The sequence below is a fragment of the Oerskovia sp. Root918 genome, from assembly GCF_001428945.1.
Taxonomy (GTDB): Bacteria; Actinomycetota; Actinomycetes; order Actinomycetales; family Cellulomonadaceae; genus Oerskovia; species Oerskovia enterophila.
Window position 1 is genome coordinate 59749 of record NZ_LMJG01000013.1, and the last position, 17435, is coordinate 77183.

Below are 17435 nucleotides of genomic sequence, written 5' to 3' on the forward strand. Positions count from 1 at the left end.
TCACATCCTGCCCGACCCCGCACCCCCGCGACGACCCGACCACGGCCCCGGGACGGTCCACCCGAGCCGGAGCGAGACCAGCCGGAAGCCGAACACCAGGGCGATCGTCGCGAGCTGGCTCCAGAGCGTGAGCCACCCCTCGTGCCACAGCACGGCCGTGATCGAGGCCCCGACGATCGCGGGGACCGCGTAGAGCTGGCGGTCCTGGAGGATGAGCGGCGCCTCGCTGCTCAGCAGGTCGCGCAGGATCCCGCCCCCGATTCCCGTGAGCGTCCCCACGATGACCGCGGCCATCATCCCGACGCCGTAGTCGAGGCCCTTGGTCGTCCCGACCACGACGAAGAGCGCGAGCGCACCGGCGTCGAGCACGATGATGCCGCGGCGCATGCGTTCGAGGCGTGGGTGGAAGAAGTAGATGACGACGCCGGCCGCGAGCGCCGCGACCACGAGCCTCCAGCTCGAGATCCCGACGGGGGGTATGGCGCCGATGAGCACGTCGCGCAGCATCCCGCCGCCCAGCCCGGTCGCCCAGGCGAGCACCAGGACCCCGAAGATGTCGAAGGACTTGCGGATCGCGGCCAGCCCTCCGGACAGCGCGGCGCAGAACACCGCGCCCAGCTCGAGGACGTCGTCCAGGGGGAACTCGATCACGGGGAGAATCATCCCAGCAGACCTCACCGGGCGGCACACCGAGCCGCCTGCGCCGTCCCGGCGCGCCGGGGTGGCACTCTCGGGAGTGCAGGCCCACCGGCGACGAGCCGGTCTGCGACGTCGTTGGAGGATTCATGAGTGAGCTTGAGCTGGTGAGGGTGCACGAGGACGGGGAGCATCTCGTCCTCGCCGGACCGGACGGTGCGCGCTTCACCCTGCCCGTCGACGACGCGTTGCGTGCCGCCATGCGCCGCGACCGCGCCCAGCTCGAACAGCTGCGCTCGCAGTCCCCCGACGTGCTGCCCGTGCGCGAGATCCAGGCGCAGCTGCGCGCGGGGCTCAGCGCCCGCGAGGTGGCCGAGAAAGCCGGCATCCCGATCGAGCAGGTCCACCGGTTCGAGGGCCCCGTGCTCGCCGAGCAGGAGTACGTCGTGGGTCAGGTGCTCAAGAACCGCGCGGGCCACGACGACGACTCCCCCACGCTGGGCGAGGTGGTCTCCGAGCGCCTCACGGCACGGGGCGTCGCCGAGGACGACGTCGAGTGGTCCGCCGCGCGCACGCACGCGGGTCCGTGGACCGTCACGGCGCTCTTCCTCATCGGTGACCGTGCGCGCAGCGCGCGCTGGTCGTACGACCCCCAGAACCGCACGCTGCACGCGCTCGAGGACGAGGCTCGCTGGTTGTCGGGCACCGACGTCGCCGAGGAGCCCGTCCGCGGGGTCCGCGGCGCGCTGTTCGACCACTCGGCCCGGGGTGGGCAGGCGTCAGCAGGACCGTCGTCGTCGACAGCGCAGTCGGCACCGTCCGCCGCGTCGCCCACGGACCCGGCGGAGCGCGACGACGCGCCCTCCCCGTTGCACGAGGAGACCGACTCGACCTCGTCGATGCTCGACGACCTCAGCCAGCGTCGCGGCGTCCGCCAGCACCGGGACGAGCCCTCGGCCCCGTTCGAGGGGTTCGGGCCTCCGCAGACGTTCGACCTCGGCGAGCGCTCGGGGCGCCGGGACGAGGCACCGGAGGACGAGGAGCCCCCGGGGGCCAAGGTCTTCTCGCTGAGCAAGGCGAGCCGCAAGGAGCTGCGTCCGGCGCCCGACGACGGAGAGCACGACGCGTCGTCGTCGCACCGGGGCACGGGGCACCCTGCGGGCACGGGCCACCGCGGGTCCCACGAGACCGACGACGACCGTGGCGCGGCGGACGCTCCCCCGGACCAGGACGGGGCCGCCGAGGCGAGCACCTCGCGACCGACCGTGGCCCCGCACGGGGGACGCGACGTCGTCGGGACCGTGCGGAGCGAGCGCGACGAGCCCGACGCGACCGGTGAGCACGGCGAACGCCCCACCCCCCGCACGGGCGAACCGCGTCGCCCGCGCAAGACGCGTGCCAGCGTCCCCTCGTGGGACGAGATCGTGTTCGGCGCCAAGCCCGAGCACTGACCACCTCTCCCCCGCCCTGCAAGGGCGACGGCGCTCTCCGCCGGACGTGCCCTCGAGGGCGCGCGGCGGTACGCGATGACCTCGGCCGTGCCCCTACCCCGCGGCCCCCGGCAGGTCGAGCGCGAGCCCGTCCGCGGTCGTCGAGCGCAGCCGCGCGGACACCGACGTCATGCGACGCATGTGGTGCCGGCGGCACAGGACCTCGTACGCGACCTCGCTCGCGCTCTCGCCCGTGTTGCCGACCACGACCTGGGCCCCCTCGACGACCATCCAGCCGTCGATCGTGCGCGCGTTGTGCGTCGCACGCGCCCCGCACCAGCACAGCGACTGCACCTGGAGCACCTCGACGCGGTCGGCGAGCTCGATGAGCCGCGCCGAGCCGGGGAAGAGCCGCGTCCGGAAGTCGGCCGTGATGCCGAACGCGTAGACGTCGATCTCGACCTCGTCGACCAGACGGGCCAGCTGCTCGACCTGGGTCGTCGAGTAGAACTGGGCCTCGTCGCAGATCAGGTAGTCGACCGTGGTGCCGCGCATCCGCTCGTCGACCACGAAGGTCCAGAAGTCGGTGTCGTCGCGGACCTCGTGCGCGGCGACCTCGAGTCCCAGGCGCGAGGACAGGCGGTCGGTCCCGGCACGGTCGTTGCGCGAGAAGATCAGTCCGCACCGACCCCGCGCGGTGTGGTTGTGGTCGAGCTGGAGGGCGAGGGTGGACTTGCCGCAGTCCATCGTCCCGGAGAAGAAGACGAGCTCAGCCACGGTCGTGGACCTTTCGGTGCGGGGGAACAGGTCCCCGGGAGGAGGTGACCGGGTGCTCGCGACGCCCGGGCGGAGGCGTCGTGCTCAGGTGGTCGTGACGAGCAGCGGGACCTGCATCTCGGTGCGCGTGAGGGAGCCGTGGACCCCGACGAGCTGCATCGAGGCCGGCGTCTGGGTCCGCGAGTCCACGACCGTGGCGCGGCCGCGCATCGCGACCACGACGTCGCCGATCGTGGGCAGCACGTGCTCCGCGACGGGACCGAACCAGCCCGCGGCGACCGCGTCCTCGCGCAGCGCGACGAGGGCTGCGTCCCCGAGGACCTCGGACCACCGCCCGGCCACGGCCGGGGCCTGGTCCGGCTGCGTGTAGACGTGCACGGCACGCGGCTCGCCGCCCACGAGCGCGACCCCGCGGCCGAGCGCACGCGTCGTGGCGACGTCCCAGCGCTGCGAGCGGTCGACGTCGACCATCCCGTGGTCGGCCGTGACGAGCAGCAGCGTGCCGTGGGGCAGCGACCGGGCCAGGCGCCCGAGCTCGCGGTCGAGGACGGAGAGCGCGTCGCCCCACTGCCGCGAGCGCCAGCCGTGGTGATGGCCCGCCTTGTCGACGTCTCCCCAGTACAGGTACACCAGGCCGGGGGCCGTGAGCTCCCAGGCGACCGTGTCGACGCGGTCCGCGATGGACTCTGCCGCGACGTAGCGCGCGCCGCGCAGGGCGGCCACGGTCATGCCCGAGCCCGCGAAGCGCGCGGGCCCCACCGACAGGACCTCGCGGCCCGTGGCCGCGACCTGCTCGAGGACGGGCGGCTCCTGCTGGAGCTCCTGGGGCGGGGCAGCGCCCTCCCACGAAACCATGTTGGCCAGGCGCCCCGTGGCGGCGTTGCGCTGGGTGTACCCCAGCATGCCCGTCCGCCCGGGCGAGGTCCCCGTGCCGAAGGTCCCGATCGCCGCGGCGGTCGTGCTGGGGAAGCTCGAGGTGAGCACGCGCGAGGACGCGAGGAGCGAGCGCAGGAACGGGGCGTGCCCCGCGCGCTCGGTGAGGTTGGCGTGGCCGAGCCCGTCGACCAGGACGACGCACACCCGGTCAGTGGCGGGCAGCGCGAGGTCGGTGCGCGCCTGGGTCGAGCGGGTCCCCGTGGCGGTCGTCAGGTCGACCCCGAGCGCGCCCGCGGCCGCGGGCAGGACCGAGCTGAGCGCGAGCCCGTCGTAGCGGGGGGCGAGCAGGCCGTCGGGCAGGACCTCGGGCAGGACCGTCACCGGCTCGCCCGGCCTGCGTCGCGGCGGGCCGTGGCCGTCGAGAGCTCGCGCGCGAACGCGAGCGCGTTGCGGACGGCGTCGCGGCCCTCCGCCTCGGCGCTCACGCGCACCACGATGTCGTCGGGAGTGATCTGGCCCGTCAGGCCGTGGTCGGCCTCGCAGCCCGGGTCGGGGCACTGAGCGGGCTCGAGGTCCACGCGCGAGACGGCTCCCCAGCCGATCGCGAGCGTGACCTCGATGGGGGGCGTGCCGCTGCGGTGCTTCTCGGGGTCGAGGACGACGTGCGTGAGCGAGACCGAGCGCAGCTCGGTGATCGGCACGGACTCGGTGGTCGCGGCTGCGGAGGCCGAGGGGTTCTCGCTGTCCGCGGGGTGGTCGTCGACGTGGGCCGTGATGAGGCGCGTGGGGGTCAGGACCAGGACGGTCAGGTGGCGACGGACCTCGGTGTCGAACGTCGTCTCGACGTACACCAGGTGGGACACGAGCTCCTCGCCGGCGATCGCGACGTCGAGGACGTCCTGGACCAGCTCGGGGTAGTAGCCCGCACGGCGCAGCTGGGAGGTCAGGTCGGTCCGGGAGGCAGATTCAGCAGATGGCACCCGCGCATTCTCCCACCGCTCGACGCGGCGGGGCCAGTCCGCCCCCGGGCTGTGGGCGCCTCGGCCCCGCGGGGGCCTGTTGACGCCTCAGCCCGGCAGGGCCCGGCGCAGGGTGTCGGCGCGCTGGGCACCAGCGACCTGGACGCGGGCGCCCAGCACCGCCGCGCCGTGCTCGGCGACCACGACCGGGTAGATCTCGACGCTGCGCAGCTCGGGCAGCTCGTCGGCCATGAGCGACACGCGGGCCAGCAGGTCCTCGAGGGCCGCGGTGTCCGCGACGGGCGCGCCCATGTACCCGAACAGGCGGGGCGCGGCGCGGATCGAGCGGACCATGGTCGCGACGTCGACGTCCGTCAGCGGCGGCACGCCGTAGCTCACGTCGCCCAGGAGGTCGACCGCGTCGCCCGCGAGACCGAACGAGACGACCGGGCCGAAGAGCTGGTCCTCGGTCGAGCGCACGACGCACGCGACGCCCGCGTCGGCCATGCGCTGGACCTCGAACGGCGCGGGGCCGCCCGGGCCCCCCTCCTCGTCGTCACCGGTCCCGGTGCTGCGAGCCCCCGGCAGCACGGCCGCGAGCGTCTGGCGCATCTGCTCGACGTCGTCGCGCAGCTCGTCCTCGTCGCCGATGTCGAGGCGCACTCCCCCCAGGTCCGCGCGGTGCCGCAGCGACTCCGCGGTGCTCTTGAGAGCCACGGGCCAGCCGATGTCCTGGGCCGCCGCGACGGCCTCGTCGGCCGTGCGGACGCGGCGCGAGGGCCACAGCTCGATCCCGTAGGCCGCGAGCAGGCGCGCGACGTCCTGGGCGTCGAGGTCCACCACGGTGTCCCCGACGAGCGCCGCCTCGACCAGGGCGCGCGCCCCGTCGGAGTCGACGCTCGTCGGCCGCTCGACCGTCCCGTGGTCGGCCTCGCGCCAGCGGGCGTACCCGACCACGGCCTCGACCGCGGCGACCGCGTCCTCGGGCGTCGAGTAGGCGGGCACGTGCACGGGTGGACCGTCGGGGTTCGCCGGGTCGGGGGCCGAGAGCTCCTCGGCGAGCCCGTGCATGCCCAGGACGCTCGCGACCGTGGTGCGACCGCTCGCCGCAGCCGCGCGCGCGACGGCCCGCGAGAACGCCTCCCCGCGCGGTCGCACCGTGGGTACGTGCACCGCGACGACGACGTCGCACGCGTCGGGGGCGAAGATCGCCGCGACCGCGGCCTCGACCTCGGCGTCGTCGGCGTCCTCGGCCACGAAGCCCGACCGGTCCGAGACCACCAGCCCGGCCGACCCCACGGCCTCCGCGACGAGCGCGGTGAGCGCGGCCGACGACGTGAGGAGCCCGATGCGCCGACCGCCAGGCAGCGGCTGGTACGCCAGGAGCTGGGCGATGTCGACCAGGTGGTGGGTGTTCTCGGCGTGGATCACGCCCGACTGGCGCAGCATCTCGTCGAGCGTGCGGCGCGGGGCACGGGTCGAGCGCACCGCGTGCCCGGGCGGCACGACCTGCCCCGAGCGCCCCGCGGTCACGACCACGACGGGCTTGACCGACGCGAGCCTGCGCGCGATGCGGGAGAACTTGCGCGGGTTGCCGATCGACTCGAGGTAGAGGCACACGACCGAGGTCTCGGGGTCGTCCTGCCAGAACTGCATGAGGTCGTTGCCCGAGACGTCGGCCCGATGCCCGGCCGACACGAACGACGAGACCCCGATCCCGCGCCGCAGCGCGGTCGCCAGGAGCGTGACCGCAGTGGGTGCCGACTGGCAGAAGATCCCGATGCTCCCGGCGGGCGGCAGCACCTCGGCCAGGCTCGCGTTGAGCCGGTGCTCGACGTGGGTCGTGAAGAGCCCGTAGGTCGCGGGGCCGACCACGCGCATCCCGGCGGCGTGCGCGGTGCGCAGCAGCTCACGCCGCAGGGCCAGGCCCTCGGGACCGGTCTCGGCGTACCCCGCCGAGAGCACGACGACGGCGCGCACGCCCAGACGCTCGAGCTCGGCCGTGGCCGCGATCGCCTCGTGCGGGGGCAGCGCGAGCAGGGCGAGGTCCACGGGCCCGGGGACGTCCGCGATCCGCCCGAAGAACCGGACGGCCGAGGGAGCCGGTGCGGTGTCGCCCTCCGCCCTTCTTTCGGCTCCTCCCTCCGCGGGCGCTGCGGCAAGGTCGTCGAAGCCCGCCGGTGGAGCGACCCCCACGACGTCGAACGTGCCGTCGCCCGGGTCCGTCGACGCGTTGGCGAGCACGCGCTCTGCCATGAGACGGCTCGCGGTGCCGGGCTCCGCCGTCGGACCCGGCCCGACGAGCAGGACGCGACGCGCCGTGAGCAGGCCGTGCATCGACCGTGCCTCGGCGCGGTGCTCGCGGTCCGCCATGACCGCCCGCGAGCGCTCGGTCGGGTCGAGGTCGACGCTGACCGCGACGATCCCGTCGTCGACGTGCTGGCTCGTGGCGTACCCGGCCTCCTGGAAGACCGCGAGCATCTTGCCGTTCTGCGGCAGCACCTCGGCGCTGAACCGCCGCACCCCGCGCTCCCTCGCCGCGACCGCGAGGTGCTCGAGCAGCACCGAGCCCAGTCCGCGCCCCTGCTCGGCATCGGCGATGTTGAAGGCGACCTCAGCCTCGTGCGGCGTCACCTTGTCGAAGCGCGCGACGCCGATGATGTCCTCGCGCGCATCCTCTCCCACGCGCTTGACCGCGACCAGGGCCACGCGCTCGTCGTGGTCGACGACCGTGAAGCGCGCGAGGTCACGGTCCGAGAGCCGCTCGATGTTCGCGAAGAAGCGCAGGTAGGTCGAGCGCTCGGACTGCCCCATGTGGAAGCGCTGGAGGGCCGGGGCGTCGGACGGGCGGATGGGGCGCACGTGCGTCGTGCTGCCGTCGCGCAGCACCACGTCCGCCTCCCACTCGACCGGGTACTCCCCCTGGCCGGCGTCGTGGGGCCCCGCGTCGGGCTCCGCCGGGACGTCGTGTCCGCTCACCCGCCCTAGGCTACGTGGGTCGTGGCACCGCTGGTCAGCGGCACGCCCGGTTCGCGGGAGAATGGGGCCCGGGTGTCGGTGCCCCGCAGTATCGTTCGCTGGTGCTGCGTGTCCTGGACCACCAGGCCGCAAACGTGCCCGCTGTGCCCGCCGCACCCGAGCCTTCGCCACGCGACGACCGCTGTCCCCGATCCACCGACCCGCAGGAGCCCGACGACCCATGGCGCGCAGACCGTCCGCCTCGAAAGCCCCGCTCGACCCGAGCGAGGTCCACGAGAAGATCATCGACATCGACGTCACGACGGAGATGGAGGGGTCCTTCCTCGAGTACGCGTACTCGGTCATCTACGCCCGCGCCCTGCCGGACGCGCGCGACGGGCTCAAGCCCGTCCAGCGCCGCATCCTGTTCCAGATGTCCGACATGGGCCTGCGCCCGGACCGCGGCCACGTCAAGTCGGCGCGAGTCGTCGGCGAGGTCATGGGCAAGCTCCACCCGCACGGAGACACCGCGATCTACGACGCGCTGGTCCGCCTGGCCCAGCCGTTCTCGCTGCGCCTGCCCCTCGTCGACGGGCACGGCAACTTCGGGTCGCTCGACGACGGCCCCGCGGCCCCCCGGTACACCGAGGCCCGCCTCGCGACCTCGGCCATGGCCATGACCGTCGGGCTCGACGAGGACGTCGTCGACTTCATCCCGAACTACGACAACAAGCTGACCCAGCCCGAGGTCCTGCCCTCGGCCATCCCCAACCTCCTGGTCAACGGAGCCGCGGGCATCGCGGTCGGCATGGCGACCAACATGGCGCCCCACAACCTGGTCGAGGTCGTCGCCGCGGCCCAGCACCTCATCAAGCACCCCACCGCGGACCTCGAGGCGCTCATGCGCTTCATCCCCGGCCCGGACCTGCCCGGAGGCGGCAAGATCGTCGGCCTCGACGGCATCCGCGACGCCTACCGCACGGGTCGCGGCTCGTTCCGAACCCGGGCCACGGCACGCGTCGAGAACATCACGGCCAAGCGCAAGGGCATCGTCTTCACCGAGCTGCCCTACCTCGTCGGCCCCGAGAAGGTCATCGAGAAGATCGCCGAGGGCGTGAAGTCGAAGAAGCTCGTGGGCATCACCAACGCGACCGACCTGACCGACCGCGCGCACGGTCTGCGCCTGGTCGTGGAGATCAAGACGGGCTTCAACCCGGAGGCCGTGCTCGAGCAGCTCTACAAGGTCACGCCGCTCGAGGACTCGTTCGGCATCAACAACGTGGCTCTCGTCGAGGGCCAGCCCCGCACGCTGGGGCTGCGTGAGCTGCTCCAGGTGTGGGTCGACCACCGCATCGACGTCGTGCGCCGTCGCAGCTCCTACCGCCTCGCCAAGCGCAAGGAACGACTGCACCTGGTCGAGGGCCTGCTGCTCGCGATCGTCGACATCGACGAGGTCATCCAGGTCATCCGCACGAGCGACGACGCGGACACGGCCCGCACCCGCCTGCGCGAGGTCTTCGACCTCTCCGAGCCCCAGGCCGAGTACATCCTCGAGCTGCGCCTGCGCCGCCTGACCAAGTTCTCCCGCCTCGAGCTCGAGAAGGAGCAGGAGGCCCTGCGGCTCGAGATCGCCCAGCTCGAGGAGATCCTCGGCGACGACGCCAAGCTGCGCGCGGTCGTCTCCGCGGAGATGAAGGAGGTCGCCAAGACCTACGGCACGCCTCGCCGCACCATCCTGCTCGAGTCGGCAGGCGCATCACCCACCTCGGCCCAGGGCGTGCTCGGTACCGTCTCGGCCGTGCCGCTCGAGGTCGAGGACACCCCCTGCTGGGCGCTCATGTCCGCGACCGGGCTCCTGGCCCGCACGAGCGACGCGACCGAGCCCGGCACGGGCGGGCGCCGCCACTCGCACGACGCGCTGCGCGGCACGGTGCTCGCGAGCGTGCGCAGCGACGTCGGGCTCGTCACGAGCCGCGGACGGATCGTGCGTCTCTCGGTGCTGGACCTGCCGACCCTGCCCCCGACCGACGGGGCCCCGAGCCTGTCCGGCGGCGTGCCGCTGAGCGAGATCGTGAGCCTCGAGCCGGGCGAGGCACCGTTGACCATCGTCTCGCTCGACCCCGACGCGCCCACCCTCGCGCTCGGCACCGCAGGCGGCGTGGTCAAGCGCGTCCTCGCGGGCGACATGCCGACCAACCGCGACGCCTGGGAGGTCATCTCCCTCAAGGAGGGCGACAGCGTGGTCGGCGCGGCCCCGGTCACCGACCAGGACGAGCTCGTGTTCGTCAGCTCCGACGCGAACCTGCTGCACTTCGACGCCTCGGCGGTACGCCCCCAGGGGCGCAGCGCGGCCGGCATGGCGGGCATCAAGCTCGGCCCGGACCAGCGCGTCACGTTCTTCGGCGTGGTCGAGGCCGACAGCCGCGACCTCATGACCGTCGTGACCATCGCGGGGTCGGCCGACGCCCTGCCGGGCACGCAGGCAGGCGCCGGGAAGGTCACGCCCTACGAGCTGTACCCGGGCAAGGGACGCGCGACGGGCGGCGTCCGGGCCCAGCGCTTCCTCAAGGGCGAGGACTCGCTCATCTTCGCGTGGGTGGGCCGTGGCCCCGGTCGGGCCGTCGGCTCGGCCGGGCAGCCGGTCGACCTCCCGCCCGTCGACCAGCGACGCGACGGCTCGGGCGCCCCGCTCGACGTGCCGATCACCGCGATCGGCGTCGGCTGAGCACAGCACGACCCCGCCGCTCCACGCGGCGGACGGCCGAGGGGTCGACCGGTGTCTCCGGTCGGCCCCTCGGCCGTCTCACGCGGCCGGCACGGCCAGACCGCCTAGGACTCCCCCGCCTCGGCCGCGTCGCGGCGCAGGATCCCGACCGCGAGCAGCGCCTGGCCCGCGAGGTAGGTGATCATGACCCAGAACCCCGAGGACAGCGGCCCCGGGACCTCGAAGCCCGGGACGAACGCCCCCAGGGCGATGAGCGCGTCGGAGACCAGGAAGATCGCCCCGCCGATGCCCGCGACCCGGTTCACCCCGGTCGACAGCACCGCCATGAGCGTCAGGCAGAGGCCGTAGACCATGACCGGGACCAGCAGCGCGCCCGCGTGCGGGGCGCACAGGACCACGAGCGCGACGAGGGCGAGCGCGTAGGGGACGAGCAGGACCGGGCGACGCAGCACGCTCGAACCGCGCGACGGCCAGAAGGCCGCGACGTACGCGACCTGCGCGAGCAGGAAGAACCCGACCATGGTCAGGAACGAGGCGTGACCGCTCGACAGGTCGGGCGCGGAGTCACCGAGCCACGAGAACCCGAGCGCGACGAGCGTCCACCGCACGAGGCGGGACCGCCCGCGCGGCCCGGCGGCGGATGCGGCGACACTTCCCCGGGGCGCACCCGTCGCGGTCCAGACGACGAGCGCCAGGAGCGGCATGACGAACCACTGGGTCACGTTCGCGACCTGCTCCGCTCGAGCCAGGTGGGCGACCAGGTGCACCGCGGAGAGCAGCAGGAAGGCACCGGCCGCGAGCGCCGCCACGGGGCGGCGCCGCAGCACGGTCACGATCGAGACCGCTCGGTGCGAGGTGGGTGCGTGCGAGACGCGAGGAGTCGAGGAGACCACGTCGTTCCCTTTCCAGGAAGGGCGACCCGGGTCACGGGCGCCCTGGCGCGCGGCACCGTTGCCGCGCTGACCTGGGGACACGGTAGGGCCTCAGAGCTCGATCGAGTACATCCGGGAGCCGTCCTTCTTCTCGTAGCCGAGGCTCGCGTAGAGCCCGTGGGCCCCGGACGGGTTCTCGGTGTCGACGTCGAGCTCGGCGTACTCGACCCCGCCGGCCTGGTAGGCGGTCATGCCCGCGCTGAGGAGCGCGAGCGCGATCCTGCGCCCGCGGTACTCCCGGCGGACCCCGAGGGTCTCGGTGTACCCGCTCGAGTACCCCGCGACGGGCCAGTCCTGCTCGTACCGCCCCGACAGGAGGTACCCGGCCACGACGGGACCGCCGCCGGTGCTCGCGCGGGGAGCGACGCCGTCGGGGGCGTCGTCGTCGACGACGAGCACGCTCCACTCGGGCGCGAACATGCTGCGCCCGTGCACCCAGGACTCGGGCGTCGCGGGCTCGCTGCCCCAGTGGTCGCGGAACGCGTCGTTGTGGGCCAGGCGCGTGGCCTCGTCGAGCTCGGGAGACCACGGGACGACGCGCAGGCCGTCGCCCAGCGCTACCTCGAGGACGGGCAGCGACAGGTCTCGACGCAGGGTCGAGTAGTAGCGGTTGGCCGTGTAGCCCGCGGCCTCGAACAGGCGGCACTCGGGCGCATCGCCGTCCTGGACGTAGCCCGCGATGCGCGCGGGCAGCTCCTTGCCCGAGGCCGCGAGGAGCTGACGCGCACGCCCCGTCGACCAGGCGAGGACCTGACGCCCGACGCCGCGTCCCCGCCACCGCGGGTGGACCGCGCCCTGGACGAACGCGCGGACGACGCTCGCGTCGCCGGGGCGGGTGTCGACCGACGCGTAGGCGCGCGGCTCGCCGTCGGCGTCCAGGCCCACCAGGGTGTCGCGGGCGAGGTCGCGCCACTCCCCCTCGAACATCTCCTCGGTCTCCTCGAGCGAGGTGCGAAACGGATGCTGGTCGTGCTCCTCGACGGCCGCCGTCAGCGCGAAGAGAGCCGGTGCGTCCGCGAGCGTCAGGGAGCGCCAGACCAGGCCGTCGACCTCGGGGAGCGGCAGGTGGGCGGGCGCGGCCACGCGCTCGGCGATCGGGGCGAGGGCCGGCGGGGCGGACGGTTCGGTGCTCATGCGCACCACGCTAGGTCGCAGCGTCGCGCGCAGCATCCTGTTTTCCGGACACCCAGGTGCCGGCGTGCGGCCCGGCGTTACAGTTCGCCTCATGCCCCACGACGTCGCCAACGCCCGATCCGCCGCCTTCGCCGAGGCCCTGCGCACCCGCGTGGTCGTCGCCGACGGCGCCATGGGGACCATGATCCAGGAGCAGGACCCGAGCCTCGAGGACTACCAGCAGCTCGAGGGCTGCAACGAGATCCTCAACGTCTCGCGACCCGACATCATCGCCACCGTCCACGACGCCTACCTCGAGGTCGGCGTCGACTGCGTCGAGACCAACACGTTCGGCGCCAACTGGTCCAACCTGTCGGACTACGACATCGAGGACCGCATCCGCGAGCTCGCCGCGGCCGGGGCACGCATCGCACGCGAGCGCGCGGACGCGTTCTCGACCCCCGAGCAGCCCCGCTGGGTGCTGGGCTCGATGGGCCCCGGGACCAAGCTGCCGAGCCTGGGCCACACGACGTACGCGAACCTGCGCGACACGTTCGCCGAGCAGGCGGCCGGCCTCCTCGAGGGCGGGGTGGACGCGATCCTCGTCGAGACCAGCCAGGACCTGCTCCAGGCCAAGGCCGCGGTCAACGGCTCGCGCGCCGCGATGGCCGCGGAGGGGCGCTCGGTGCCGGTCATCGTGCAGGTCACGGTCGAGACCACGGGCACCATGCTCATGGGGTCGGAGATCGGCGCAGCGCTGACCACGCTCCAGTCGCTCGGCGTGGACGCGATCGGCCTGAACTGCGCCACGGGGCCGGCCGAGATGAGCGAGCACCTGCGCCACCTGTCCAAGCACGCCGAGATCCCCGTGACGTGCATGCCCAACGCGGGCCTGCCCGTGCTGGGCAAGAACGGCGCCTCCTACCCGCTCACGCCGAGCGAGCTCGCCGCGGCGCACGCCCAGTTCGTCACCGAGTTCGGCCTGGGCCTCGTGGGCGGGTGCTGCGGCACCACGCCCGAGCACCTGCGTCAGGTCGTCGAGGCCGTCCGCGCCCGGCCCGTGACCCCGCGCAGCCCCGCGCGCGAGGTCGGCGTCGCGAGCCTGTACTCGCACGTCGACTTCGACCAGGACGCCTCGTTCCTCGCGATCGGCGAGCGGACCAACGCCAACGGGTCCAAGGCGTTCCGCGAGGCCATGCTCGCCGAGAACTGGGACGAGTGCGTCGCGATCGCGCGCGCCCAGACGCGCGACGGTGCGCACCTGCTGGACGTGTGCATCGACTACGTGGGGCGCGACGGCGTCGCGGACGCCCGCGCGGTCGTCTCGCGGCTCGCGAGCGCCTCGACGCTGCCGCTCGTGATCGACTCGACCGAGCCGCCCGTGATCCAGGCGGGTCTCGAGCTCATCGGCGGCCGCGCGGTCGTGAACTCGGTGAACTTCGAGGACGGCGACGGCCCCACCTCGCGCTACGCGCGGATCATGCCGCTGGTCAAGGAGCACGGCGCCGCGGTCATCGCCCTGACGATCGACGAGGACGGCCAGGCCCGCACGGCCGACGCGAAGGTGGCCATCGCGAGCCGCCTGATCGACGACCTCGTGGGCACCTGGGGCATGCGCATCGAGGACATCGTCGTCGACACCCTGACCTTCCCCATCGCGACCGGGCAGGAGGAGACGCGACGCGACGCGATCGAGACCATCGAGGCCATCCGCGCGCTCAAGGCCGCCTACCCGGGCGTGCACACCACGCTCGGCGTCTCCAACGTGTCGTTCGGGCTCAACCCCGCCGCGCGCGTCGTCCTCAACTCGGTGTTCCTGCACGAGGCCGTCGAGGCTGGGCTCGACTCCGCGATCGTGCACGCGGCCAAGATCCTGCCGCTCGCGAAGATCCCCGACGAGCAGCGCCAGGCCGCGCTCGACCTCGTGTGGGACCGCCGCGAGTTCGACGCCGAGGGGAACATGACGGTCGACCCCCTGGCCCGGCTGCTCGACCTGTTCGCCGGCGTCGACTCGGCGTCGCTCAAGGACGCCCGCGCCGCCGAGATGGCCGCGCTGCCGCTCGGCGAGCGCCTCGAGCGACGCATCGTCGACGGCGAGCTCAAGGGGCTCGACGCCGACCTCCAGGCCGCGCTCGACGAGGGCTGGAAGGCCCTCGACATCGTCAACGACCACCTGCTCGAGGGCATGAAGGTCGTGGGCGAGCTGTTCGGCAAGGGCGAGATGCAGCTCCCGTTCGTGCTGCAGTCGGCCGAGGCCATGAAGACCGCTGTGGCCTACCTCGAGCCGCACATGGAGAAGTCCGAGGACGCGAGCGGCCGGTCCAAGGGCACCATCGTGATCGGCACCGTGCGCGGTGACGTGCACGACATCGGCAAGAACCTGGTCGACATCATCCTGACCAACAACGGCTACACCGTGGTCAACATCGGTATCAAGCAGCCCATCGCCGCGATGATCGAGGCCGCCGAGGCCCACGACGCCGACGTGATCGGCATGAGCGGGCTGCTCGTGAAGTCGACCGTCGTCATGAAGGAGAACCTCGAGGAGCTCAACGCCCGCGGGTACGCGCAGCGCTGGCCCGTCCTGCTGGGCGGCGCGGCCCTGACGCGCACGTACGTCGAGGACGACCTCGCCGACGTCTACCAGGGTGAGGTCCGCTACGCGCGTGACGCGTTCGAGGGCCTGCGACTCATGGAACCGCTCGTCCGTGTGGCGCGGGGAGAGGCGCGCGACGCCGTCGGGCTCCCTCCCCTCAAGAAGCGCCGGCACGCGACCGTGACCGTGACGCAGACGCCCGAGGAGGACCTGCCCGCCCGCTCCGACGTCGCGGCCGACAACCTGGTCCCCACCCCGCCCTTCTGGGGGACGCGCATCGTCAAGGGCATCCAGCTCGCCGACTACGCGGCGTTCCTCGACGAGCGCGCGACGTTCATGGGTCAGTGGGGGCTCAAGCCGGGGCGCTCCGACGACGGAGCCTCCTACGAGGAGCTCGTCGAGACCGAGGGGCGCCCGCGCCTCAACGCGTGGCTCGAGCAGATCCGCACCGACGGGATCGTCGACCCGTCGGTGATCTACGGCTACTTCCCGGTCTGGTCGGAGGGCAACGACGTGGTCGTCGGGCACCACGACGGGCCCGACGGCGGCTCGGGCGGTCCGGTGGGGACCGAGCGGTTGCGCTTCACGTTCCCCCGGCAACGGCGCGACCGTCACCTGTGCCTCGCGGACTTCGTCAAGCCGCGCTCGTGGGTCGAGGAGACCGGGCGCTACGACGTCCTGCCCGTCCAGCTCGTGACCATGGGCGACACCGTCGACGTGCACACGGCCAAGCTGTTCTCGGCCAACAAGTACCGCGAGTACATGGAGCTGCACGGCCTGTCCGTGCAGCTCACCGAGGCGCTCGCCGAGATGTGGCACTCGCGCGTGCGCTCCGAGCTGGGGTTCGCGGACGAGGAGCCCGACGACGTCCAAGGTATGTTCGACCTCAAGTACCGCGGGGCGAGGTTCTCGCTGGGATACCCCGCGTGCCCCGACATGGAGGACCGGCGCAAGGTCGTCGAGCTGCTGCGGCCCGAGCGGGCGGGTGTGGTGCTCTCGGACGAGCTGCAGCTGCACCCGGAGCAGTCGACGGACGCGTTCGTGTTCCACCACGCAGAGGCGAAGTACTTCAGCGTCTGAGGTCCGAGCACGTACGTCGTCGACGTCTCGGGTGACGTCGGTAGTTCGTGGGATAGCCACAATGCTGGTGGCCCCACGAACGACACCTCGACACCTTGCGGGTCTCGCCGATGCTCGCGCACGTGCGATGACTTCTCCCTCGCCACCCGGTCTACCCCCATGACCCTGCCACCGACCCACCGGAGCACATCATGGGATCGATCGAGATCGAGCTGTTCACGACCCTGGACCTCGTCGGGCAGGCGCCCGGCGGGCCCGACGAGGACCCGATCGGGTTCCCGTTCGGCGGCTGGCAGGCTCCCCTGCTGGACGACGTCGCCGGGGAGCAGGTCGCGGCCGCCTACGAGGGCACCGACGCCCTCCTGCTCGGGCGCCGCACCTACGACATCTTCGCCGCCTTCTGGCCGCACCAGGAGGGCGGTCCGGACGACGACTTCGCCGCGCTCTTCAACCGCATCCCCAAGTACGTCGCCTCGCGCGGCAAGCCCGACCTCTCCTGGGCCGGGTCTGCGCAGCTCGGCCCCGACCTCGCCGCCGCGGTGCGCGAGGTCCGCAACCGGCACGAGCACGTCAAGGTCGTCGGCAGCCTGGGCCTGGTGCAGACGCTGCTGCGCGAGAAGCTGTTCGACCGCCTCGACCTGTGGGTCCACCCGATCGTCCTCGGCGTCGGGAAGTCGGTGTTCGACGGCGGCGCCGTCCCCACCAACCTGACGCTGCTCGAGCCGCCGGCGGCCAGCCCTGCAGGCACGGTCCTGCTGCGTTACGGTCGTGCCGACGGCACCCCCGCGACGGGCGACATGGCCGCCGCCGACCGCGGCGTCAGTGCTGCAGACCAGACCGACTGAGGCAGGAGCAACCGTGGCAATCCAGCGGCTGGACAACATCGGCATCGTCGTCGCCGACCTCGACGCGGCGGTCGCGTTCTTCGTCGAGCTCGGGATGGAGCTCGAGGGCAGGGCGCCCATCGAGGGGGCCTGGGCCGGGAGCGTCGTCGGGCTCGACGGGATGCGGTCCGAGATCGCGATGATGCGCGTGCCGGGCGGCTCCGGGCGGCTCGAGCTGTCCACCTACCACTCGCCCGACGCCGTCGACATCGGCCTGGGCACCGCGCCGTCGAACACCCTGGGCCTGCACCGCGTGATGTTCGCTGTCGACGACATCGACGACACGGTCGAACGGCTCGGCGCGCTCGGTGCCACGCTCGTGGGCGAGATCGTCCGGTACGAGGACGCCTATCGGCTCTGCTACCTCCGCGGGCCGGAAGGGATCATCGTGGCCCTGGCCGAGGAGCTCGGGTGAGCAGGGCCCAGGCCCCAGAAACCGCTGAGGTAGAACGTCCTGCGTGAGGTAGTA

12 protein-coding genes are annotated in these 17435 nt (G+C 73.0%); 5 read left to right on the plus strand and 7 right to left on the minus strand.

The window, feature by feature from the left end:
• Nucleotides 1–651, minus strand: a complete 651-nt coding sequence (locus tag ASE27_RS11450) for a trimeric intracellular cation channel family protein (protein WP_369819012.1) — start codon at nucleotides 649–651, stop codon at nucleotides 1–3.
• 134 nt (nucleotides 652–785) lie between these two features.
• Between ASE27_RS11450 and sepH the strand changes: the two genes are divergently transcribed.
• The gene (sepH, locus tag ASE27_RS11455) at nucleotides 786–2087 is read left to right on the plus strand and encodes a septation protein SepH (RefSeq protein ID WP_082608853.1); all 1302 of its coding nucleotides are present in this window, start codon (nucleotides 786–788) and stop codon (nucleotides 2085–2087) included.
• A 93-nt stretch (nucleotides 2088–2180) separates the two neighbouring features.
• Here sepH and ASE27_RS11460 read toward each other — a convergent pair whose 3' ends face one another.
• The 4 genes from ASE27_RS11460 to ASE27_RS11475 all read right to left on the minus strand — a co-directional run bounded on the left by ASE27_RS11460 (nucleotide 2181) and on the right by ASE27_RS11475 (nucleotide 7657).
• Nucleotides 2181–2843 (minus strand): thymidine kinase, encoded by a 663-nt coding sequence (locus ASE27_RS11460; RefSeq protein ID WP_056650177.1) that lies wholly within the window; start codon nucleotides 2841–2843, stop codon nucleotides 2181–2183.
• An 84-nt stretch (nucleotides 2844–2927) separates the two neighbouring features.
• Nucleotides 2928–4100 carry an alkaline phosphatase family protein gene (locus ASE27_RS11465; RefSeq protein WP_056650179.1) on the minus strand — a complete coding sequence of 391 codons (1173 nt, stop codon included), beginning with the start codon at nucleotides 4098–4100 and terminating at the stop codon, nucleotides 2928–2930.
• A complete protein-coding gene (locus ASE27_RS11470) occupies nucleotides 4097–4699 on the minus strand; it encodes a DUF5998 family protein (RefSeq protein WP_056650182.1) in 603 nt (200 codons plus the stop codon). Before ASE27_RS11470 ends, ASE27_RS11465 begins: the two co-directional genes overlap by 4 nt.
• A gap of 87 nt (nucleotides 4700–4786) precedes the next feature.
• The gene (locus ASE27_RS11475) at nucleotides 4787–7657 is read right to left on the minus strand and encodes a GNAT family N-acetyltransferase (RefSeq protein WP_056650185.1); all 2871 of its coding nucleotides are present in this window, start codon (nucleotides 7655–7657) and stop codon (nucleotides 4787–4789) included.
• Nucleotides 7658–7877: 220 nt separating this feature from the next.
• On the opposite strand from ASE27_RS11475, the gene ASE27_RS11480 reads away from it, so the two are divergent.
• Entirely contained in the window at nucleotides 7878–10361 is a 2484-nt protein-coding gene (locus ASE27_RS11480) for a DNA topoisomerase (ATP-hydrolyzing) subunit A (RefSeq protein ID WP_056650188.1), read from the plus strand.
• Between the two features lie 104 nt (nucleotides 10362–10465).
• Here ASE27_RS11480 and ASE27_RS11485 read toward each other — a convergent pair whose 3' ends face one another.
• Both ASE27_RS11485 and ASE27_RS11490 read right to left on the minus strand, forming a co-directional pair.
• On the minus strand, nucleotides 10466–11254 hold the full coding sequence (locus tag ASE27_RS11485) for a lysoplasmalogenase (protein ID WP_235535425.1): 789 nt from the start codon (nucleotides 11252–11254) through the stop codon (nucleotides 10466–10468).
• A gap of 90 nt (nucleotides 11255–11344) precedes the next feature.
• Nucleotides 11345–12427 carry a GNAT family N-acetyltransferase gene (locus ASE27_RS11490; RefSeq protein WP_056651315.1) on the minus strand — a complete coding sequence of 361 codons (1083 nt, stop codon included), beginning with the start codon at nucleotides 12425–12427 and terminating at the stop codon, nucleotides 11345–11347.
• A gap of 91 nt (nucleotides 12428–12518) precedes the next feature.
• On the opposite strand from ASE27_RS11490, the gene metH reads away from it, so the two are divergent.
• The 3 genes from metH (at nucleotide 12519) to ASE27_RS11505 (ending at nucleotide 17381) form a co-directional block, all read left to right on the plus strand.
• A complete protein-coding gene (gene metH, locus ASE27_RS11495; protein WP_056650191.1) occupies nucleotides 12519–16082 on the plus strand; it encodes a methionine synthase in 3564 nt (1187 codons plus the stop codon).
• Between the two features lie 191 nt (nucleotides 16083–16273).
• Nucleotides 16274–16927 (plus strand): dihydrofolate reductase family protein, encoded by a 654-nt coding sequence (locus ASE27_RS11500; protein WP_056650194.1) that lies wholly within the window; start codon nucleotides 16274–16276, stop codon nucleotides 16925–16927.
• A gap of 13 nt (nucleotides 16928–16940) precedes the next feature.
• Entirely contained in the window at nucleotides 16941–17381 is a 441-nt protein-coding gene (locus ASE27_RS11505; RefSeq protein WP_056650196.1) for a VOC family protein, read from the plus strand.
• Nucleotides 17382–17435: the final 54 nt, after the last annotated feature.